This is a genomic window from Acidicapsa ligni, assembly GCF_025685655.1.
Classification (GTDB): Bacteria; Acidobacteriota; Terriglobia; order Terriglobales; family Acidobacteriaceae; genus Acidicapsa; species Acidicapsa ligni.
In genome coordinates this window covers 60,778-83,336 of record NZ_JAGSYG010000003.1, presented here as the reverse complement: position 1 = coordinate 83,336, position 22,559 = coordinate 60,778, and the positions used below count along the sequence as shown (strand labels likewise).

The following is a 22,559-nucleotide window of genomic DNA, read 5'->3' as shown; positions in this document are numbered from 1 at the left end:
TCGACTGAACAATTGTCTACACCCAGCCATGATGCTGGGTAGATGGTTCAAACTCGGAAAAATACGGTCGCTCCTCTCGACTCGCTGCGAGCGATCATCCGAGAAAAGCGTCAGGCGCTCAACCTGACGCAGGAGCAGCTGGCCTTCCTCACCGGCTACGATCGTACATACGTCAACATGTTGGAAAGAGGCAAGCGGAACCCATCTTTCACTGCCATTCTCAACATCTGCAGCGTACTTCGCATTCTCCCGTCAGCCATGGTGCGGACAATCGAGCAAGAAGCCGGCTTCGAGTTCATTACCGACAAACAATTGGCTATCGGTCTGATTAAGAAGAAACAGGTAGCCCGGTTCAGAACTTAAGAATAGACAATTGGTAATGTCCGAATTGGAAGTGGCCAGGTATAGAAGCATTGCTGGACTGAGTAGTCGACAATTGTCTACTATGGGATAGATCATCTGCAGGCATTGCTTCGTTCCGAGGGAGGGCGAGCGCCCCTGCATTCGTCTGTACGGCCTGGTCGCTTCTTGACGCAAATCTGGGGAGGTGTGCGTTGATCTGCGGCTCGGCCTATCAGGACTTTCTCGTAATTATGATTGCGTCGGGAAAAAGTAGCTGACCGGCCTCTGGTAGATCTGCGCCAGCTCCATCAACTCCATCACATCAATACTGCGCTCACCGCTTTCACACTTGGTCATGAAGTTGGCAGAGCGGTTCATCAGGGCAGAGACCTGATGTTGGCTTAGGCCTGCTTTCTCGCGTGCAGCAATGAGCCGCTCCAAAAGCGTGTCATAAGCTCCCTGGAACTTTGCAGTCCTCGCTTTGCGCGATTTTCTTGTCTCTGCGGTCTGAACTTTCTTCACAGATGACAGTCTTGTCAATTCACGCTAAAGTACCTAATAAGGACTAGGCGATGCGCCTTTCCTTCGCACCCAAGCCGATAGCCCTTATCGTCCAAGAGGTGTGTCAGTGAATAGTGGACAATTGTCCACATTATTTAGAAACGCATCTGCAGGAGCAAGTTCGTTCCGAGGGAGGGCGGCTTACCTGCATCCGTCCTATGGATAAGCCAGAGATCGATGTAAATCTGGGAGGTGTACGTTAATCTCTGGCTTATCCGTTGGACATTTCGAGGAACCGGCTCACCTAGCCGACATCCTTTCGACAGCCATTTCACGATGTTGGACTAGAGGAGTTCGGAACGCAGATTTCTGGACTCCTCTGCTTCTTGCTCTTCAAAAGGGATTCTTCCCTGCCCATACCCGTAGCGGCTCCCCTCTAACGGCCAGACGTCGGCTCGTAGTCCTCGCCACCAGGCCGGGCATGCGTCGGTGTTGACCAGGCGCACATCTCTTTTCGACTTCCTCATCCTGTGGGAAATCAAGCCCGCTCCGCCCACTTATAGATCGCGGCCTCGCACCGTCCCGTGTCGCCCGACGTTCTCCCTGATATTCCGGCCCGCTCTCCTCCATGGAACTGAGACTAATTCTGGTCATTGCAGGTATGTAAGGCCAGACTTCGGTCATCAATTTCTTGTTGAATAGTCGTTCAGTTAGGCCTTATTCATACATGTCTAGGCCCCCATAAAATCGCTGAAGCGGCTTAGCGCCAAAAGCATTTTGAAAAAGTTGTGAATCATCACAAAAGGGAGTGGGAAGGTAACGCCCAAACTGGCATAGTATTACTACAGGGATTTGCCAATTTGATAGTCACTACTCGCTGCGGAGCCGCGGCAAATTGGTAGTCTCTCGCTCTCTTCCCTCAGAGCTTTGGACTTTTTAGCACACCTCCCGGTTTGGGGTCTTATGAAATCGTTACTCCTCGTCGATGACGAGCCAGTGATTAGTGTGGAGTTGCAGAAGGCGCTACAAAAGTCTCGCTACCATGTCGAACTCGCCGAGGATGTCGTCTCGGCACAGCGCTTGGTAGAAACGGGTCATTTTGACTTAATCATCATTGAGTTGAACGTCAAAGAGGATTCAGAGACTCCCGCTCATCCGGCTAACGGATCGGGCTTGGTGCGCCAGTTTCGCGCTGCCGGCGTAAACGTACCTATCTTGATTCATTCTTCATTGAGCGACGACTTCGTCCAGATGGCTTCGCTCGATGCCGGTGCGGACGAATATATCGTGAAGCGCAGTGCGTCGTTCCGCGTCCTACTGGCCCGCATTCAGGCGCATTTCCGTCGGGATGAGCGTCTCCTGCTTCCGAAATCTTCCCACACCCGATGGGTTGGTACACGAGACTTTCGCCTTGATCGCGAGGAGAGGAAACTCTCAGTGGGACATGTCTCGATCGAACTGAATGTCAGAGAAACCAAGGTCATGGATATGTTTACCTCAAATCCGCTCAAGGTCTTTTCCAACGACGAGATCCTGAAAAAGGTCTGGGGCAATGATATCCGTCGATCGCAAGCCACTCTCGAGAGCCTTCTGTATCGGCTGCGGATGAAGTTTAAGGAGCATCAGGTCCAGGACCTCATCGAAAACGTTCGCGACCAGGGCTACCGTCTCGCCGTCTCGAGCGTGACCCAACTGTAATCGTCAGCCTACTCCCCTCTTCGGAACTGTCTCCACCCCGGAATACAGTCTCGATGTCAGACGTCGCCCCAAGGTGTGAGGCGGGCGACTGGCCGTCACAGTGCCTCCCGGCGCACCCGTCACGGCTACATCAAAGCATCTTGCCCCCCTTCCTCAACTGACAGCTCTCCAGCACGACACTGCAAATTGCAGGGCAGTATTTTGCGCATTCTGCCAGTCGACTGAATCTATCGCAGGAGATGCTAGGTTTCTCCCATTCATCAAGTGCGACGCCTATCAGTCGTACATGTGAGTAGAGGAGAAACAGTGGGCTCGCGTCAGACTCTCAAAATAGAAAAGGTCGCCGATCACGAGGGCATCTTTCTCGATCATTACGCACGGTTGCTTGATCGTGCTCTCCGGCTGACCCGGGGTTCGAAACACGAAGCCGAAGATCTGGTGCAGGACCTCTACGTCCGCTTCGTGTTCTCTCCGGCGGACGTTGACGTTACTGATAGCGAGCGACTGCAAGGCTATCTTTTCCGCGCTCTGCAAAACCTATCGAATGATAGGCACCGTGGCCGTGGCCGTGATCCTCTTTCAAGCCTGCACACCGTCGATTACGACTCCATGGAAACGGCCCTCGCAGCCGCAGACAGAAGCCGGGTTCTCTATATCCGGAGTGACCTCGCCGGTATCTGCGAGTACGCGTGCTTTCGCCGCAAGTCTTCGAGAGCTGGCAGCATCCTGATTCTTCGCTTCTTTCTTGGATACTTTCCGTCAGAGATTGCCGCTCTGCTCAAGACGTCGCCGGCTGCTGTCCACAAGCTGGTTGAGAGCGCCCGTCTCGAAGCGAAAGCATTCCTTACGCGACCGGGTTCTCTTCACCTCCCGGGGCAGGATTCGGTTCTCAAAACGCCTTTCGCCAAACTCTGTCTTCCGGATGATCCGGCCGCTCTCCTGGCTCGCTTCCACACCAGCGTCTTTGCGGACAAAGAGGGTGACTGTTTCAACACGGATGATCTCGATCTCATCTACTCAGAGGGCTCAGAACAGCAACTAACCACACGGGAGGTTGCTCATCTTGTGAGCTGTCGCAGTTGCCTTGAAAGGGCAAATCACTTGCTTCAATTTCCTGAGCTCTCCAAGCGGTTTCCCGACGATCCCAACGACCGAAATAACAGCAGCAATCCTCCTTCGTCCCGCGCCCTAGGAAAGCGCACCGTGGAGAAGATGCGAAAGAAGCTTCAGGCCACTCGTGAACACAGGCCCAAGACTCTCGAGATTTCAGTTGACGGCTACGTGCTCGGGGCGCAAAGGGTCACTTCCGCTCTAAGCCGGTTTCAGATAGTTCTCGAACCATCGTTGAGGCCTCAATACATCTCGGTTCTAAGTGAGCAGGGCTACAGCCTTTTGTATCTCGACCTTCAAGTGCCCGAGTCTCGCTGGCTCTCTGCGCGTCGAACTGAGATTGAGTTGAGTGACGACCGATCTCTTCTTCTTGAACTGAGTCCTTTGGCCGGTTCCTCCGTGATCGACCTCACCTACTACGACCCTTCGCTCGAAGTCGACGATCACAGTTGGGTTCTTGAAGAGGAGAGCCTGCCGATCCTTGAGGCCCCGTCAGAGGAGCATCCAACTCCCGCTCCGCGTCCAATGCAGCCGCGACGTCTTTGGCAGTCCTTCATGGCTGGGCTCTCAGGCAATAGAGACCACCTTCCTATCGGCCTTGGTGCGGCGATCGGCATCGCAGCTCTTATTGCAGTTAGCCTTCCGTGGTTAGCGCAACGGCAGAAACATTCTCATGGCGTGCCGACCGCCACTACTCTCCTCGCTCAGGCGGAACGATCAGCTCAGATCGCCATTCCAGCAGGGGGAGCAACCCGCCAGACATTCTCTCTGGAAGTCAGAACCGATAGCGGCAAGCTCATCGAATCGGCGACCATCCAAACACTCCACGGTAGCTCTCCGGAACGGCGAGCCAGCCGCCTGATTGGAACGAACGACAAACTCCTCGCGGGCCGGTGGTCCGACTCGGCCGGGAGAGTCACCACCTACACGCCGAAAGGTGGAATGCGGAGGCAAGACGCTGGGACGTCGATTCAGCCAACCGTTGATGACGTGTGGTCTCATGTTCCCGAAGCTGCGGATTTCGATCGGTTGGCTAACAAGCCAGAAAACATAAGGGTTCAGCAAGACCAGCAGGACTATGAACTTGTCTACAGCGAACCGCCAAACACAACCACCACTTCCCTTGCCTATGCAGATCTGGTTCTTTCTGGAACTGACTTACATCCGACATCGGAGACCTTACGACTGAAAGAAGGCAAAGTCACCCGCGAATATCGCTTCCGGGAGCTCACCTACAACGTGCTTAGTGCCGATCAGGTCACAGAAAGCGATTTCGACCCTGAGCCCTCACTCAATGGGAATCGCTCCTCTGTCGATTTAAGGCCCGCTGTACCTGGCTCATCGGCTCACCTGGCGCTCGAAGCGCTCCAGCTTCTCAACAATCTGGGGCCGGACGCTGAGAGGACCGTAAACCTGGAGCGACATGAGGACGGAACAGTTGAACTCGACGGAGTCTTTCCAACCTCGGCGGAAAAGACATCTATCGTCCATGTATTCCGGTCTCTTCAAAGCGGCGCACTGTTGCAGCTCAATCTTCATGCAAGCGAAGAGGCAGCCTCATCTCCCCCAAAAGGCCAACCTGTTCAAGTAGAGTCCCTGCCACCTATTGCTGTCGAAACAGCGCATATTCCTTTTGACGCTGAGCTTCGTCCGATCCTGTCCGAGGAAGGATTAGCCGGAACACAACTTGAAGAGCGAATGCGACAAATCTCCAGCTCCATCGTTTCTCGCAGCGCTCAGCTACATCGAGACGGCTGGGGCGTCAGTCAGATTGCAGCGCACGATTTCACCCTTGCCGAACTTCAGGCAATGACACCAGAAGACCAAATGCTCTGGCTCACATTACTTGAAAAACACATCCATTCATTCGACGAGCAGATGACAGCTCTCCGAACAACACTTACACCTCTCTGGCATGATAAAAGGGCACGATACCCGGACCACTCCCAGAGTCTTCCTTCGCTTCACGACGCCGGCGAGCTCCAAGAGGCCGCCATCATCCTCAACCACGACAGTGAACGCTTGGACCGTCTCCTCACGGCAGGTTTTACTCTCTCTCCCTCCAGTCTCCCCGCAAACTACAACTTCGCAGATATCGGCCAGTTGATGTCTGACCTCGATACGGAGGAGAAGACGCTCCAAGGTACCATCGAGCGCCTCCATACCTTCGGGCAGGCTGAGACAAGAAAGTAATAAAGCTTCATCAACTTGATGTCGGCCCAAGAGGCCTTAGGAGACCCATGCTTTATTTTGAAATATCTTCACGCCAAATTGCATCCTGGATGCTCCTTCTGTTGCTGTTGTGCAATCATTCATCGACGGCGTTTGCCGATGCGAGTTCAGCAAGTCTCTCGATTACTGTCGCGGACCCTTCTGGTGCTGTTATTTCAAGCGCAACAGCGATCCTTCGCAATAGCGATACCAACCAGGAGCAACGATCCGTAAGTGGCAAGTCCGGCACTGCTAACTTTCCATTCCTGAAGCCTGGACGCTATACCCTCACTGTCTCCAAGGATGGGTTCTCAGACGTCACGGTCAATGGCATCCTCCTAGATGTGGGCGACGACAAGCATCTGCAGCTGGTTTTGAAAGTTGGAGCAGCAAACCAAACCGTAACGGTCAATGGCGGCGGCCTCAATATCAATACAACTGATGGCGCTGTGAGTACAGTCATAGATCGACAATTCGTAGCCAACATTCCATTGAATGGGCGAAGTTTTCAAGATCTGATTTCGATGACTCCTGGAGTAGCAACACAGAGCCCCCAGGACAACTCCTTGTCACCGGGGAACACCGGAGATTTTAGCATCAACGGCCAACGCACAGAGAGCAACTACTACATGGTCGATGGTGTGTCCGGGAATGTGACAGCAGGCGCCAGCGCTGGCAATGGTTTGATCGCCGGCACTGTCGCCGCGACTTCTGCATTGGGCACCACTCAAAGCTTGCTTTCTGTTGATGCATTGCAAGAGTTCCGCGTCGAAAGTTCATCCTACTCTGCCGAATATGGTCGTTCGCCGGGAGGCCAATTGAGCTTTGTCACTCGCTCAGGGACCAATGCATTACACGGAAGCGCTTTCGACTACTTCAGAAACGGATCTCTTGACGCAAACAACTGGTTCAACGACAGCTTAGGCGAGCCGAAAAACGAGCTTCATCAGAACGACTTTGGCGGCACATTGGGCGGACCTATTTGGATTCCCAGTGTGTATAAGGGACTGAACAAGACCTTCTTTTTCGGGTCATACGAAGGCTTGAGGATGACGGAACCGGTTGCAGCTTCGATCCAATACGTTCCTGATCTGTATCTGCGGGAGCAGGCTCCGGCTGCCCTGCAGCCGATCTTGAACGCCTATCCATTGCCAAGCCCCAACGGAGTGGACTATGGAACTGCGCAATCGCCAAGTCTCGCCCAGTTCTTCCAAGGCTATTCTGTACCCGGCAAAATCGATTCCACCAGTATTCGTGTAGACCATAATTTCTCGTCTGCCTTATCGGGATTCTTCCGCTTTGCTGATACCCCCAGTTCCACACAATCACGTTCTTTGTCTGCACTCACAACAGGCCAAGTGAACATCCAGACGTACACGCTCGGCCTTACCTACGTGTTGACGCCCACGGTCACAAACCAATTTCGGCTCGGATATAGTAGAAGCTTTTCTGGCAGTACTAGCACAGTTGATGCATTCGGTGGGGCGACCCCAATCGACCTCGGGAAGGCGATGGGTATTACAAGCGGCACCACGGGGCAGGACTTGGCCCCCGAGATGTATCTCTATTTCCCAAGCGCGGGGTCAAGCGTCTTGAAGATACCCGCAGGACTGGCTCAGCAGCATCAATGGAACCTCACAGATACGTTTGAGGTCTCGCGGGCCAAACAACATTTGAAATTCGGAGTCGATTTCAGAACGTTTACAACGTTGCAAGCATTTAGCCCGATTGAGGCAGCCGGCGTATTCGAAAGTGCGCAAAGCGTTTTATCCAACGTGGCAACTGAAACCGAGTACCTGCTCTTTGCCCGGTCAGAACCGGTTTTCAACCAGGTCGCACTCTTCGCACAAGATGACTGGCGGCTCAATTCGAAACTGAGTGTGTCCGCAGGCTTGCGTTGGGAGTTCGCCCCCCCACCTCATAACGCCTTGAGCCCGCAACCATACACGGCAACTGGCAGCCTGGCAGATCCGAGTAGCTTGGAGCTTGCCCCGGCTGGGACGCCAATGTGGCATAACTCATGGTTTAACTTTGCGCCAAGACTCGGGCTCGCGTGGCAAGCCCATAGTGCTGAAGATTGGATGACGGTAATTCGGACAGGCGGCGGTGTTTTCTTTGACACTAACAACGAGATTGCTGATAGCGGCTTCTCAGGGTTAGGAACTTTCGCGGAGGGGATTTATCCCTCGTCACCATTACCATTCACTGCTTCACAGCAGGACATCGGATTTGCCGTCGCCCCGCCTTACAGCGATTTTACGATTTTCCCAGCCCATTTCCAGCTTCCCTACACATTGGAGTGGAATGCAAGTATCGAGCAGGAACTGGGGAAAGGGAGTTCTGCAACCATCTCGTATGTAGGATCTGCCGGTAGGAGATTAAACGCAAGCCAAGAGCTAAATCTATCAACGGTAAACCCGTCTTTCGGATCAGGTATCTTTTACCCATTTAGCGTGACTTCAGACTACGACGCCCTCCAAACGAAGTTTCAACGAAGTATTAGCCACGGCATCAACGCGATTGTCTCCTATACGTGGTCTCACTCGATTGATTTCGGCTCCAACTTCAGCGCCCTACCGGTTACACGCGGCAATTCTGACTTCGACCTCCGGAATAATCTTCAGGCGGGCTTTACCTGGGAGCCAGCAAAGATAAAATCATCAGCCTTGGTCTCATCAGCATTGAACGGGTGGAGCTTGGACGGTCGACTCCTCGCGCGCACATCGTTTCCGATTACCCTCCAAGGCAATTTATCGACAGATCCCGCGACGGGCAGTGAATACTTTACAAACCTTAACCTCGTACCCGACCAACCAATCTACCTGCATAGCAAGCAGTATCCAGGCGGGCGAGCATTAAACCCCGCTGCTTTCGCGTATCCGGCTGGAGCCGATCCCGGTAACGCGCCTCGGAATTTCGCCCGCGGATTTGGGGCCTCACAAGTCAACTTCGCTCTAGCACGAGAGTTTCGATTATCGGAGCGTGCTCGTCTCCATTTCCGAGGAGAAGCATTCAATCTTTCTAATCATCCAAACTTTGGCTATATCGATCCGTACCTCGGCGATCCAACCTTTGGTGAGGCACTCCAAACCTTAAATCAGAGTCTTGGCACGGTTGCCTCCCAATACCAACAGGGCGGACCCCGTTCGATGCAATTCGCATTGAGATTGTCCTTTTGATTGAAGCGAGCTTCCTTCTTACTCCCTATCCAGCATAATTCCCGAGCGTCAACTAGCCTCACAGAGGAGATATGGTTCGTCATTACTGTTTCTTGAAGAAGACTATAGTCGTTGTCCTGCTTACATCGTGTTCGGTGTCGTTGCTTAGAGCAGCGACAAAGCAACCGTTGACTCCAGAAGCATGCACGGCGGTGCGGTACCTAACGGCAGGTGACGTAACGGATAGTTCGTCACTGCAGATAAGCCCTGATGGCACAAAGTTGGCATACGTGCTGCAAGTACCGGACGTGCAAGCGAACAACAACAAGGAAGAACTGTATGTAACGGCTATAGATGGCCCTTCACCGACCAATCTTTCTCCCTTGGCTAGCAGTCAGCGAATCGCAGCTGTCCGATGGTTGCCAGATGGTAAGAGTCTCTCGCTCTTGGTACGTCGAAGCGGCAAGATTGTCCTCGCTCGATTAGAGCTGGCAACGAAAACAGAGAAGATCATCTGGGAGGCAGACAACGACATCACTGATTATTCGATGGACGCCACTGGCGAAACAATTGCAATCGCAGCTCGCCTTGCTCACAGTGGACAGCCTTCGTCGCAGGCACATAAAGACAGTGACAAGGGCTATCGTGTCGACCTCGCCTCGACAGCCCGTTCCGAACGCCCTAGAAGGATAGCAGTTATACTTCGGCGTGGCGATAAGAACCAATGGCATGTGGCTCAGAAGGTGGAATTTGTTTCTCCGCTGACTGGAAGACTCGTTAGCGACATTACCGAAAACGCCTCGCTACATATTAATCTTTCCCCTGATGGCCTATATCTCGTCCTCGACAACGTCGAAAATTTTTCAGATGTGCCCAAGGACGGCATTTGGGGCAGCAGCCCTATCGTCAATAACATGCGGAACACTGGTCTCGAAGGCGTTGTTGTCAGCTACCTGTACGACCTGAGCACAAAGTCAGCCTCCATACCCCTAAAGTCGCCGCTCGTACGATCCATTTCATGGGCTCCCGATAGTAAATCGTTTCTTGCGGTGGCGCTGGCCCCAGCGCAAAGCACCTGGGAGGCATCCGATGTGACAAAAGGATCCCTAAACGACCACATCACACATATGTTCAGTATTGATATGCGGACCAACTCAGTGACGGAGGTGCTCGAAAGAGCTGAAAAACCGCCAATCGCATGGACCGGCACCGATCACATTCTGCTGCGGAGTGCAGACGGCAGGCTAACCCAGCTCCGTAACGTCAACGGGCAGTGGATCCGCGAGAGATCGATGCAAATTCCGATCGATGACTTGTCTCCCTATTCTGCTCTCACCTCCGATGGCCACCGCGTCGTAGTTGAGTACGAAAACGCTCGGACATCTCCCGAAATCATCGTGTTTGATCCGTCAACGAACGAAACAAAGATCGTTGCTAGGCTTGATCCACAAATGGATAAGTTTCTTCTGCCAAAATCGGAGGTAGTGACTTGGACGACTTCGACGGGATATAAAGCAAAAGGTCTCCTTCTCCTGCCACCCGACTACGACTCCAGCCGCCGCTATCCAATAGTGATCGAGAATGGCTCACTTCTTTATCACGGACAATTTGTATGCGACTCCGGCATCGATCACGTTTCTTCATGGCCGCGAGGTATTCTTGCGGACGATGGGATTCTCTACCTCATGAGATTTTGGCCAGGAATCACTGACTGGGAGAGTAACTATTACCCAAAGGGGCTTCCAGGATCCTTAGCAGAAGTCGCGTTCAAGCAAGATTTAGTCGAAAGCGCTATTGAGATGCTTGATCAACGCCAAGTGATCGACCTGCAGAAAGTTGGATTAGTCGGGTTCAGCCGTGGAGGGTGGTACGTCGAATATGCCCTAGCCCATTCTCGATTTCCTTTTAGGGCCGCGTCGGCCACGGATAATGTACTCTACTCAACGGGTGAGTACTGGATGAGTCACAACCAGACTGAGTTCCGTGCGCACGAAGGCCTCTACGGCGGTCCACCGTACGGCGACACTTTAAAAAACTGGCTCGACTACTCAATCTCATTCAATCTGGACAAAGTTCACACACCGCTTCTGACCGAAGTCATGGGATATGGGAAACAAGACAATGATCCAGACCGTCCTCCAGATAATCTGGCCATCCACGAGGAACTGCTAGTCGGTTTGAGCCGACTCCACAGACCAGTGGAATTCTATTATTACCCCAACGAAAAGCATCAGCCCGAACATCCGCAGGCTCGCATCGCAAGCTTACATAGAAACATTGATTGGTTTAGGTTTTGGTTGCAAGGCTACGAAACACCGACACCTCAGGAAGCGGACCAGTACAAACGATGGGAACAATTGCGCAACGACATTCTCGTCGGCCAAAGCGGGGGGGGACTTAGGAAACATTAGCAAAGAATCGTAATGTCTAAAATCGGGCTCCCTGTCGACTAACACGACGGGTGCTTAGATTAGGACCCTGAAAGATTGACTCTGACCGGTCGAAGTGCTTTCAACCGGTCAGAGCGTTGCTAGCCGGACTACTACTACTCGTCGCTGCGATAGGACGAGACAGAGGAGCCTGGAACATGGTTGTCAAGGTGGCCGATTGGCTTCGGCGATCCCATGATGATCGCTGAGGCTTTCTTCGTGTTGAGCAGTTGAGGCTTGATGTAAGTTGTCATTGCAGTTCTCCTTTGGTTTGATTTTCCACGCATCATCTGCTCATTGTCGGAGCCCATGATGCGGGAACTCGGTTATGGGCGCAGTTGCGCTCACAAAATCATTGGCACTAGAGCCTTCTCTGGTTACGTTCTCTCGATGTTGTAGCCAAGTCTCCAACGTAACAAATCGCAAGAGGGGGCCCCAATAGAGGATTTCATTGCCGGTTACGATGTTTTCGAGCGCGGTCTTGAGTTCCGAAGTATCTACATAACCTTCGGCTCCAAGCAAGGACTTCTCAATTGCACCCGCTATGAATGGAGTCAGGTCTCTTATGTTCGAAAGGGGACTCGACAGCAAAAAGGCTTTTCGGCGACGTTCCAAGATCTCTTCGGGGACGATTCCCTTCAGCGCCGAACGCATAAGGAACCTGCGTCTGCCAGGGCGAGCCAGTTCATCCTCTGGCAACCGCAATAAGAATGCAAGAAGGTCGCGATCTAGGTAGGGGTACCGGTATTCGTAACGATAAACTTCGCTCGGCTTGAGGTGTGGTTGTGTTCTGAGGGTCGACCACCAAGTCTCGTTGAAATCACATGCTCTTAGACTTCTCACAAATGGCATGAAACGAACTATAGGGCGCTCGGCTAGTGCACTGAGACAGTGGTGCCGCGCAGTCTCCGTGAGCCATGGGACGAGCGTAGTTGACTGCTGAGATGAACGCCTAAATATGTGCCGAATCCAATATGATCCTGTGCGCTTTGAAAGTTCGCAAGCCGAGATTCTTCGATCAAGGCACCATGCAATCATCCTCTGAAATCCCTGGAAAATTCGTCCCTTTGAAAGAAGCCCTGCGATCTCCGCTTCTGGATTCGCCAATCCACCTGTAAATTCGTCGCCTCCAATTCCCGAGATAATTGCTCGATGACCGTTCGCATGTGTGACTGAATAGAGCTCTATATCATTTCTGACTGTGCTCTCATCGATGCCTGGATAAAGGTAGCGTGAGCCAACGCCGGAGGGCCGGTTGAAGGAGGTTCTGAAACGGGATGCATCGATGTGAATTCCCGCTCGGCCAAGTCTACGTTCAACCAAAGTAAAGTACGGACGCTCGTTCCACGTGGGTTCCGAATCGTTGAAGTAGGAGAGGGTCTCGGTTGGACCCTGTGAGCCAGAGTGGCGACGACGCAGGCGGTCAGCCACACAAACAATAGAAGTCGAGTCCATGCCACCGCTGAGTTGAATTAGCGCCGGCGCGCCCGGTAGGGTGCGACGCTCGACGGATTGTTCGAGCAAATGAAGGAACTCCATCTTGTAGTCTTCTATCGAGCTCTTTGCGCCAAACTCCTCTGTGTTTGGCAGCCAAAACTGTTCTGTCTTAATCCCGCTCTTGGTCGCTGTCATAAAGTGTCCCGGCAAGACAACTCGTACATCGCGATAGGGGGTACTGCCATGAGATGGCAGCAGCGCGAGGTAGCTTGCTATGTACACGGGATCGAGTGCATTGAGAGCCGAAGTGTTTAGATAGGAATCAAGAAATGTCGCCCAGGTAATAGTCCCAGTGGCATCGCGAGAATAGTGGAGTGTCCGGGTGCCAGCATGGTCGCGCGCCAGATAAAGTGTGCGCATTCGAGAGTCCCACAAGATCAGAGCCCAATCCCCAATCAGGCGTACGAAGCAGTCTTGACCCCAACGCTCATAGGATCGCAGGATGATCTCGGAGTCAGGTGTTACCTCTGCTTGAAGATGAAACTCCCTGGCAAGGTCACGATAATTGTCTAGACGACCGTCGTAGATAATCACATTCCCCGCCTCATCCCGATTTGGCTGTACCTCAAGCCTTGAGCGCGCATGGGTATACTGGGCCTGGACTCCGAAACCGAGCTCGGGGGTGATCTGCATCCATTCACCGTCAGGAGCAAACCGTCGCGTGTGCTCTGCCATCGACTCCAGTTCTTCCCGGCGGATTGCTGAGCCGTTGGAACGCCATATTCCGAATAGGATATTCATAGAAATGCCTCACAGGCGGTCAAGGACCTGGTACATCTCATGCATGTAGGGCTTATCGTTGACGACGGCGCCGTTTAGCTCCGCCCAGGCGTGGTTCTCAAAAGTGCTGATGGAACAGCCGGTCACAAACTCTGCCGGCCAGCCAGATGCGCGAAGAACTGCGACGCCGGCCACAGAGCGCTGTAGACAAAAAACGGTCTTCGGATAGAAGACACAAGCAAGGTCCACGGATTTGCAAATGTGCTCATACGGGACTCTTCGGTCCCCCGCAATTTGTCTCGTCGTGCTCTCGCTGACAATTTTGTAAGCGTTCTTAAGGCCTGCCCTCCTCAGCGCGACGTCAACGGCAATCAGCATGAGGTAGCTTCTAAGAATCAAATACATCATGGAGTGCATCTCCTTCGATCGAGATTCCGAGCTGCTCGCAGAGGAACGCGATCTTGCGACAGAGCGACTGAGTGCGTTCGGTGAGGGAGAGCGTTGGCACGTGTCCCCAATCGATTCCATAGTCCAGCAATATGGGCCTCTGCTGTGTTTGGCGTTCTCGAATTGCAGCAACGATCTTCCTGGCGTGAGCGGGATTGCAGCGGTCGTCCGCGTCGCCGGAGACAACGAGCATTGCAGGATAGTCGACTGTGTCCTTAACGTTGTGGTAAGGCGAATAGGATAATAGAGCTCGAAACTCATCGAGGTCCTCTGCGGTACCGTACTCGGATCTCCACTTAGACGCCCTATCAAAGCGTTCATATCGGACCATATCTGTGAGAGGTCCCGTACACACCACCGCCTCGAAGAGATCTGGTCTCTGCACTGCCGCGGCCGCAACTAGAAGGCCTCCGTTAGAGCTGCCCATGATCGCGAGGTGCCTCTGGTCCGTAAGGCCCTCCGATTGGAGCCACTCCGCAGCCGCCAGAAAGTCATCGATTGCCGTTTGCCTATTTCTTCGGACTGCCGCAAGGTGCCACGCCTCCCCAAACTCTGACCCGCCCCTGATACTTGGCCTCGCGACTGTCACACCGAGCTCGACAATGAGCTTGATGAACCGAGAAAAACGTGGCTTCTCCGCAGCGCCGAAGCCACCGTATCCCATCATCACCACCGGTCGAATGCCCGATTCTCCGTCTTCTCTCGGGCCGATCAGTACCATCGGTATCCGGGTTCCGTCATGAGAGGTATATGAGCATTGGCGAACAATAGCTGAAATGCTTTGCTCGGAAACGTTCAAGAGTGTGGTGGTCGGCTCCGTTCTCTCGGACAGCTTGATCTCCCAGAGGCTCGGAGCTTCCGTGTAAGTCTCCTGAAGAAAGAACAAGGAACCGCTCTCATCGGAGAGAGACGGAAACACTTCCACGGAACCACGATTTGGTATGAGGTATTCGTTGAAGAGCTCGCCATTTAGACTCCACTGTTCGAGGCGCGTTTGCTCTTTATCCAAATAACTCACAAAGAAGCAGCTTGGACCAGTTGTGCATCTCTGAATCGGGCTGCACCTATGCGGAACAACTATGCCGTGCGTTTCTCCTGCCTCGTTGAGTTCCAGAATGCTTCCACCCCGAGAGTCATAGCGATCGATCAGGAATATTCTGCCTTGGGAAATCAGAGGCACGGCCCGATTTTTCATACCTTTGTAAACGGGCTTCCAGACATGTACGTTAGCTTCGTCAGTAACAAAGAAATCCTGCACCATCTCCTCTCCAAACGAGTCGGTGACCAGCGCGCCAAGAACCCCGTTATCTCCAAGCAAGATCAGATGACGTTTCGGAGTCCACGGGACTGTAAACACCGAAATATCCTCTGTAAAATCATTGCCGAAGCGGTGGTAACGAATCGAGAGCACGTCCGTTCGTTGAACGGGCTCCGCCGAGTAGAAGAAGCCTGATCCCAGTCTGTCGAACGTGAACCCCCGGCCATACGCCAAGGGAACGTAGTCTGGCAGAATAATGCCTGTCTGGACATCGACGACATGCACCTCCATAGCATCCGTTCCTTTGGCGCGAACTTTGTAGGCAAGAAGCGAAGCGTCACGGGACACATGCAAGATCTCCACCGATGTTCCAGGGCCAAGTGCGGCGGGATCCACCAGTATCTTTTCTGCTGCTTTCTCTACATCGCATACTCGAATCGAAGCCTGTTCTTCGCCGCGACACTGCTTCCGCGGGAAGAGGTATCGGCCCACCCGAGCAGCCTGATCCACGATCTCAACCGAGAGCGTGTCTCGAATGGCTTTTTGCAAGGGGTCGTACAGGTGGTTCCGCAGGAAGTACTCATTGCAAATCCGGGCCTGGCTATGAAGCCACTGATCGGTCTCCCGTGAGTTTCGGTCCTCAAGCCAGCGATACGGGTCCCGCACCTCGATACCGTGAATAACATCGATTACTCCTCCTGCGATCGCACTCATGACTGGATTGCCCCCTTCGAGGAAAGTTCTGCAGCGGCTCGGTCCATGCACCGTCCGAGCGTACGCGCGAAGCTCTGAAATGAAGTCTCGTCGCGCCGTTCGGACAGGAGCCACTCGCCACGACCGTATAGATAGTCGACGATTGTAAGTAGAGGCATGAGTGAGAAGGCCCTATCTATCTGGTCCCCGCTGAGCAGCCAAAGCCATTTGGCTCGGTAAGCTGCACGCAGGACTGGCGCCCATTCCTGATGTTCGTCATCACGAATAACGTGCTGGATAACCTGTTGCAAGGTCAGAAAGGGATTACCGATCCCCACCTCCGCCCAGTCAATGAAGCGGTATCGAACTCCATCGAAGAGGATGTTGTCGAGATTTATGTCCCCATTGACGAGACAAGGAGGAATGCCAAGACCGAGCATCGCGGTACACGCTTCGTCGACAACTTCTGAAATCTCTCTTAACCTCGCAGAGGAAAGGGGTTTAGACTTAGTCGAAACCTGGAGCTTCATAGCCTCATCGAGGAAATCGAACATCTGGCCGAGGTTCGTGTGTACATTGCGCAGGCTGCGGTCCATGCACCCTGCGGCTTTCAACATGTCTATCTCTCCGAGGCTCTCGATCTGTAAATCCGCCAACACTTCGACGGCGCGCACTAGTGTGGGCAGGTCTTGGCATGCCCCGAGAGACGTCCCTGCGTCTTCCGTGATCCATGCGTTCCAGTCTGAACGAGCTGCGATCAACTGCGGAAGAAAGTCAGGAAATAATTGCGACAGCCGGACGGTGACGTCGAACTCGTGTGCATTGGGAACTCCAGTAGCTTTAAGCCAGATTGCCTGGCCCTCCAACCGTTCAAACCGGACGAGCGCAAAGGATTCGCTCGCGTTGTATTGGCGGAAGACTCCTGAGAGCGTGGCCTTCCCATTTCCTGCGCTCTGTTCAATCCAGTCCCTCGCTTCAATAAGCCAACCGCGGCGTGAGAATGGCCCTTTTGCCGAACCATTGCCAGTGATCGTTGTGCGAAGCGCATCTCGCGTCCCAGGTGTGATCTCAGGGCCTTCGATTACATCAAGGTCGCAAATCGAGAGTTCTTCAGGTATTGATCCAGACTTCTGCCCGATGACCTCGGCGAGCACGCAATCGGGAGCTCCATTTTGCGAAGGCAGGAGCTCCAGCACAAGGCTATCGAGCCCCCATCTTTTTCGAACGGCCAGATTGATTTCCTCCGCGACCCTGGTCCATTTCGGGATCTCGACATGCGGCAGTTGAACACCGTGCACGCCTGATAAACCCATCAATCCGTCAGAGTTCGGGCCGATCAGTGCAAGCGCGTATGTTCGTGTTTCAACTTGATCTGGGACATTTGGCATTGTGGTGTTCGCTCGACTTCCTAGAGAGTTACAATCTTCTTCGCCGCCAACTGCTCGAGAAACTCGTTCACGTCAGCCGCTATCACTGAAACGTCCGCTCCGGTCTCTCGGGCAAGGTCGGCGACGACCTGATCCGTCGACTTACCCTCGAGTAGAAGTCCCCATATGTAGCCACCGAGCTCGTTTAATGTCGAGATCTCATCGGCCTCAATGTTGAGAATCATCGCGCCCTGCGCTGTAATTACAGATCGAAGCTCTGATTTAGCAATCAACATATTCAACCTCTCTGAGGCGCAAGGGTTCCTTGATCCGGGCCGACCTGCTTCGCAGCGGATGACTGTTCCCGGTCCTTAATGGATGTTGCTCTCCTTGAGTCTTTTTAGAATGCCGAGAAAATCACCGAGATAAGTCGGTCAGTATTCAAGTGACTCAACTACTGAAAAGCCAACTGATGAAGATGAGTGTGCTCCTGAGCTGAGAAACAAACAATTCGTATAAGTCGACAAAGTACACACACGCTGTTCGATTCCGCTCGGACACGCGGTAGAGTGTGGCTAGTCGTTAGGCTCGTTGCCCTCACCATCGCGCGCGTGGATGTCACGCTCGGTCAGGGCTTGTTCGCGTTCACGCCAATTTGTCGGTGACATATGTGTATGGTCGGAGAAGAACCGATTGAAGTCTCGAATCTCTGTATAGCCCAACCGCACCGCAATGTCTCCGATCAACTCGGCATGGACATAGCCCAGCATCGAGCACGCTGTTTCGAGCCGAACCTCATGGATATGATCCCGGACATTTTTGTTGTACTTCTTCTTGAAACGACGTTCGAATGTCCTCAAAGAGATGCCCAACTCAGGAAGGATGCGTTTCACATGCAGTTGCACGTTCGCGTGTTTTCGCTCGATCAAGTTGTAAACGAAGGTGGCAGGATCGCTCAGGTCTTCTCGCCGAGGATCGCCTTGAGGCATCGACCGCCAGTAGCGGATTTCCGCTATGATCTCTCGCTCGATTTCAGTAAGTTCTTCGTCTCCGTGCTTCGCCACCAATGCATCCCCAAGGCTAAATCTCAGCAGAGTTCCCAAGGTGCGCATGGAGTTGGACCCCAGCGCGTCTCTTTCCTACCACAGCTCGCGACATCGGCAGTTCGATTGGTACACGGCCGCGGCGAGTTGAAGCGCCACACGTTCCAACAGTATCGCCTCGCGCGGAAGGAATGACCAATCGCGCGTTCAGCAAGAGCATCCGGAAGAAACTATGTTGTGGAACGCTTATACCAAGCTCCAGTAGCAAATGAATGACCCCTAACCCGCACCGCCCGATTTTGAGTCCCGGAGTTACTACGCTCGATGCAATTCAGTTGAAGGAGAGTCACGGGAGCAATCCGAAATCCCGATTTGATCTCAGATGAGGTGGGAATGCCGTTCGCTTCAAATCCTTGATCCGGATACAGTACGCGAGTTTGCGTTCTACAAGTGTTTAACCATGCATCCACATTGAGAGCATCTGATGGCACCTCTCGGTACAGTCCGATGGCTTCTGGTAAAGGCGCAACCGCATGTGCGTTTGGTGACGCTCAGCGTGGCCGCGGCGATGATTGGCAGTATCGTCGCTACGATTGATCCGCTGCTGATGCGGCGCTGGCTGGATGTAACCTTACCGTCCCGCGATCTGCTCACGTCGCTTGGCATGGTTCTGTCGATCTCCCTGTGCTTTGTAGGCCGGTCTGCCGTCGGCGGCTGCTCTTCCCTGGTCAGCTTTCGGGTGAGTCAACGTATAGGTCTCGATCTGCGTACAGAGTTAGTGAGACATATGACGGCGCTCTCGGCTGATTGGCATGAGCGGACGCATGTAGGGGAAAAGCTTAGCCGGATCGAGCAGGATGTCGAACAGGTCGCGCAATTCGCCGCCGATGCGCTGAACACCATCCTGCGCTCGGTGCTGTTCTTTATCCTGAACCTGGTGGTCATGTTCAGCCTGAATTGGCGGATGACTCTCACGGTTCTGCCACTCTTGCCGCTGTTTTTGTGGGTCCGGGCAAGATACCGCAACCTCATTCAGCTCAAGGCCGACCGGACCCAGGCCGAAGTGGGTCGAAGCTCAGCCCACCTCGCCGAACACCTCGGAGCGGTTCCGCAGATTCAACTCCTGGGAGCGGAAGAACTATGCGCGACGCGCGCCATAAATATTCGCGATGAGACGGCGACTGCACAGTGGTCGCAGCGGAAGACCGAAATCGGTTTCAGCGTTACCGTTACCGCGGTGATGGCTTGTGCCATCCTATGCCTTCTTGGGATGGGAACGCACGAGTACCTCCGGGGAGCTCTTAGCATAGGCAGTCTCGTCGCCTTCTATGCTTACGTGACACGGATATTTGAGCCCGTCTCGTCCGTAATGGAGTTATACGCGCGCTCACAACGGATGCTGGCAAGCACCCGCCGCGTACGGGAGGTCCTCGAAACAGAGCCGACTGTGCAGGATTATGGAACAGTCCAGTCAGTTCCCTCCCCTTTGCGCCGCGGCCTCATCTGCGACTCAGTTTGCTTTTCCTATACCGATGCAGAACAAAGTCTCCACGATGTGTCGCTTTCCATTCGCCCGGGCGAACGGCTCGCCATTGTCGGAAGAAGCGGCTCAGGAAAGTCCACTTTAGCGCGTCTCTTGGCCCGTGTGGCAGATCCCACGAAAGGAGAGATCGCACTCGAAGCGATTCCTCTCCGAGAGTACCGGCTTTCAGCTCTCCGCGCCTCGCTCTGCTATGTGCCCCAATATCCTGCCTTGTTCTCCGGAACCGTCCGCGACAATCTTCTCTATGCAGCGCCATCGGCCACTGAGACCCAACTTGAGACTGCCATCGAAGCAGCGCAGCTAAAGGGCGTCATCCAGCGTCTGCCGGAAGGCCTGACCACCGCGCTTGGCCCCGAGGCTGCGCGTCTCTCGGGTGGAGAACGTCAACGCCTGGCTCTGGCGCGGGCACTCTTGAGGAATGCCAGCATCCTGGTTCTCGATGAAGCTACCTCCGCACTAGACGTCCCCACCGAGAATGCCGTACTCCGATCCATCGCTGACACTGGGGGCGCTCAGACGGTCGTTATCATTTCCCACCGCCTGCACTCTCTTATGTGGGTAGATCGGCTGGTTCTCCTTGACGGAGGGCAAATCGTCGCCGAAGGAAGACACCGAGACTTGTACCGTGATTCCAATCTCTATCGCGAGCTCTTTGACAAGGCCGACGAGACTTCGCTGGACAGCCCCGGAATCGGAGGGCAACTTCGCCTCAGCGAGATTTAGCGAATGACCACTTCCGCAGGGTAGCCAAAGGTCCTAGATTCTCGTTGGCTGTGTAGCTCAGGTTCCTGACGGAGTCTTGCGCGCCGCCACCTTATAACAGTTGCGCTCGAGATCAGGCGTTGGCATGCGGGAGTTCCGGAACCTCCGCAATGAATACCTCTTCAGGTAGCGGTGTCACGACACTGATCGTGTGAGAGGGTTTGCCGGCGGCATCCCGTACTAGTGATACGAACATTACCGTGCGAATGACAGCTCCATCCTTTCGTACCAGGCGTTTCCCAATTTGGAACTGCTCAATCTTTCCGGCCGCAAGGTCGAGGAACAGTGTTCGGCCACGCACAAGATCATCCGGATACACGAGCGTTGAGAAAGGGAGCTTCTTGAGTTCCTCGCAGTTATAACCGATCATCTCTTGAAATTTGCTGTTGATGGCGATCGGATAGCCCAAGGTGTTCACCTTGAGAATGCCAATTGGCGATCGCTCGAAGAGCGTCTGCCGTTCTCGGGTGCTCTGGAGAAGTTGATTTCGAAGCTCGGTTTCCCGTTGCAGGTCGTGGGCAACGCATGCTATCGCGCTTGGCGTTCGTGCATCTGGCCCATATACGGGATAGAATTCGAGCCTCACCGGGACCGCCGAGCTCTCTGCGATATTTTGGACATGTGCTTCCGCGGAGAAGTCGTTTCGTCCCGAAAGCAACGCTTCGTCGAAATCTGTGCGGATGCTCGCACGCTCGTCAACCGGGAAGTATTCCAGAATCTCCGTGTTGTAGAGATCTGTGGCTTCGACGCCCGTTGCCACGGAAAATCCGGGATTTGCATAAACGATCCGAAGGTTCGGGTCTAGCAAAAGAAGAAAGTTTGAACTGCTCTCTGCGAGGGACAGGATATGGTCATAGGCGATGCCATGAGCCATTGGCATATCTTCTGCGCCGATAATGATTCCCATCAACCCGGTCAGCTCGCGCTTGTCGTCGAATATAGGCAACCCGGAGATGTAAGCGCGAAACTGGGTCCCGTCTTTTCGAACCCTTACGGTCTCGATGTTGAAAAAGTGACGTCCCAGTCGCAGATCCTCTTCAATCTGTGACCACTCCAGCCTGCGATCTTCCGGCATCGGGGGCACCTCGCCTATCAGCTCCTCTTCGTCGAATCCGTAGATTCGGCAGAACGCCTGATTGCAATAGAGGACCCTCCGCCCGAGACCAAAATATGCAACGCCGACTGGAAGGAATCGCAACATTGACACGAAGTTTTCGTTCCTGAACGGGCAGTCCTCTTTACGTTTTGAAGGACCCTCACACTTGTTCGGGCTATTCAGTTGAGATCGACGCGAAGAGCCGTCGCGCCGGCGCGAACCTTTCACGAAGACCCATCCCCCAGTCGCGACGGCTATCGCAACCACTCCGGCCAATACCAAATGGAAGCGCAGCTCATAAACGAATAAACCGCTACCGGCGAGGAGGACCGTCACTGCGGGTCTTCTGTGCCTTTCGACGAATAACAAGAGTCTCGGCAGTGTTTCGCTTAATAACGCAAATGCCATGGATCGGCCCCTGGTGATAGTGACCGTGTGCCTGTCACCGTTACTGCATCCTCGATCTTGGAAAACCGGAGACGCATCAGCAACGCGAGATCTAAGCCCATAACTTTGGCCCCCTGGTCAATATCCAGTGAACAGCAAAGAAAAGCGACCCTCGCGCATGGATGAACTGAATCACCAGAGAGAGGGGTAGATCTGACGTCAACCATCAACGAACTGGGATCAAATCGATCAACGAAAAAATACAGCAGGACTGCGCAGGCGTAACTCTAGCACTCG

Annotated in this window: 15 protein-coding genes; 6 read left to right on the top strand and 9 right to left on the bottom strand. The window is 53.7% G+C overall.

What is annotated here, in order from left to right; all coding sequences use genetic code 11:
- The first annotated feature begins 42 nt into the window (after window positions 1-42).
- Complete coding sequence (locus OHL19_RS10850) at window positions 43-363, top strand: helix-turn-helix domain-containing protein (protein WP_263357714.1); 321 nt, start codon at window positions 43-45, stop codon at window positions 361-363.
- A gap of 228 nt (window positions 364-591) precedes the next feature.
- On the opposite strand, the gene OHL19_RS10845 is transcribed toward OHL19_RS10850, so the two are convergent.
- Window positions 592-864 (bottom strand): helix-turn-helix domain-containing protein, encoded by a 273-nt coding sequence (locus OHL19_RS10845; protein WP_263357713.1) that lies wholly within the window; start codon window positions 862-864, stop codon window positions 592-594.
- 942 nt (window positions 865-1,806) lie between these two features.
- Between OHL19_RS10845 and OHL19_RS10840 the strand changes: the two genes are divergently transcribed.
- The 4 genes from OHL19_RS10840 (at window position 1,807) to OHL19_RS10825 (ending at window position 11,431) form a co-directional block, all read left to right on the top strand.
- A complete protein-coding gene (locus OHL19_RS10840; protein WP_263357712.1) occupies window positions 1,807-2,541 on the top strand; it encodes a response regulator transcription factor in 735 nt (244 codons plus the stop codon).
- Window positions 2,542-2,847: 306 nt separating this feature from the next.
- Window positions 2,848-5,844 (top strand): RNA polymerase sigma factor, encoded by a 2,997-nt coding sequence (locus OHL19_RS10835; protein WP_263357711.1) that lies wholly within the window; start codon window positions 2,848-2,850, stop codon window positions 5,842-5,844.
- Between the two features lie 47 nt (window positions 5,845-5,891).
- Entirely contained in the window at window positions 5,892-9,041 is a 3,150-nt protein-coding gene (locus OHL19_RS10830) for a TonB-dependent receptor (RefSeq protein WP_263357710.1), read from the top strand.
- A gap of 269 nt (window positions 9,042-9,310) precedes the next feature.
- Complete coding sequence (locus tag OHL19_RS10825; protein ID WP_263358366.1) at window positions 9,311-11,431, top strand: prolyl oligopeptidase family serine peptidase; 2,121 nt, start codon at window positions 9,311-9,313, stop codon at window positions 11,429-11,431.
- Between the two features lie 134 nt (window positions 11,432-11,565).
- Here the strand turns inward: OHL19_RS10825 and OHL19_RS10820 are convergent, their stop codons facing one another.
- The 7 genes from OHL19_RS10820 to OHL19_RS10790 all read right to left on the bottom strand — a co-directional run bounded on the left by OHL19_RS10820 (window position 11,566) and on the right by OHL19_RS10790 (window position 18,543).
- A complete protein-coding gene (locus OHL19_RS10820; RefSeq protein WP_263357709.1) occupies window positions 11,566-11,703 on the bottom strand; it encodes a hypothetical protein in 138 nt (45 codons plus the stop codon).
- Window positions 11,704-11,743: 40 nt separating this feature from the next.
- On the bottom strand, window positions 11,744-13,687 hold the full coding sequence (locus OHL19_RS10815) for an asparagine synthetase B family protein (protein WP_263357708.1): 1,944 nt from the start codon (window positions 13,685-13,687) through the stop codon (window positions 11,744-11,746).
- Between the two features lie 9 nt (window positions 13,688-13,696).
- Window positions 13,697-14,074 carry a lasso peptide biosynthesis B2 protein gene (locus OHL19_RS10810; RefSeq protein ID WP_263357707.1) on the bottom strand — a complete coding sequence of 126 codons (378 nt, stop codon included), beginning with the start codon at window positions 14,072-14,074 and terminating at the stop codon, window positions 13,697-13,699.
- Window positions 14,055-16,085, bottom strand: a complete 2,031-nt coding sequence (locus tag OHL19_RS10805; RefSeq protein ID WP_263357706.1) for a prolyl oligopeptidase family serine peptidase — start codon at window positions 16,083-16,085, stop codon at window positions 14,055-14,057. Before OHL19_RS10805 ends, OHL19_RS10810 begins: the two co-directional genes overlap by 20 nt.
- The gene (locus OHL19_RS10800; RefSeq protein WP_263357705.1) at window positions 16,082-17,452 is read right to left on the bottom strand and encodes an aminoglycoside phosphotransferase family protein; all 1,371 of its coding nucleotides are present in this window, start codon (window positions 17,450-17,452) and stop codon (window positions 16,082-16,084) included. Before OHL19_RS10800 ends, OHL19_RS10805 begins: the two co-directional genes overlap by 4 nt.
- Before the next feature lie 20 nt (window positions 17,453-17,472).
- On the bottom strand, window positions 17,473-17,727 hold the full coding sequence (locus OHL19_RS10795) for a PqqD family protein (RefSeq protein WP_263357704.1): 255 nt from the start codon (window positions 17,725-17,727) through the stop codon (window positions 17,473-17,475).
- Window positions 17,728-18,006: 279 nt separating this feature from the next.
- Complete coding sequence (locus tag OHL19_RS10790; protein ID WP_263357703.1) at window positions 18,007-18,543, bottom strand: helix-turn-helix domain-containing protein; 537 nt, start codon at window positions 18,541-18,543, stop codon at window positions 18,007-18,009.
- 415 nt (window positions 18,544-18,958) lie between these two features.
- Here OHL19_RS10790 and OHL19_RS10785 point away from each other — a divergent pair, with 415 nt between their 5' ends.
- The gene (locus OHL19_RS10785; protein ID WP_263357702.1) at window positions 18,959-20,740 is read left to right on the top strand and encodes an ABC transporter ATP-binding protein; all 1,782 of its coding nucleotides are present in this window, start codon (window positions 18,959-18,961) and stop codon (window positions 20,738-20,740) included.
- 112 nt (window positions 20,741-20,852) lie between these two features.
- Here the strand turns inward: OHL19_RS10785 and OHL19_RS10780 are convergent, their stop codons facing one another.
- Window positions 20,853-22,283 (bottom strand): PAS domain-containing protein, encoded by a 1,431-nt coding sequence (locus OHL19_RS10780; RefSeq protein WP_263357701.1) that lies wholly within the window; start codon window positions 22,281-22,283, stop codon window positions 20,853-20,855.
- Between the last annotated feature and the right edge of the window lie 276 nt (window positions 22,284-22,559).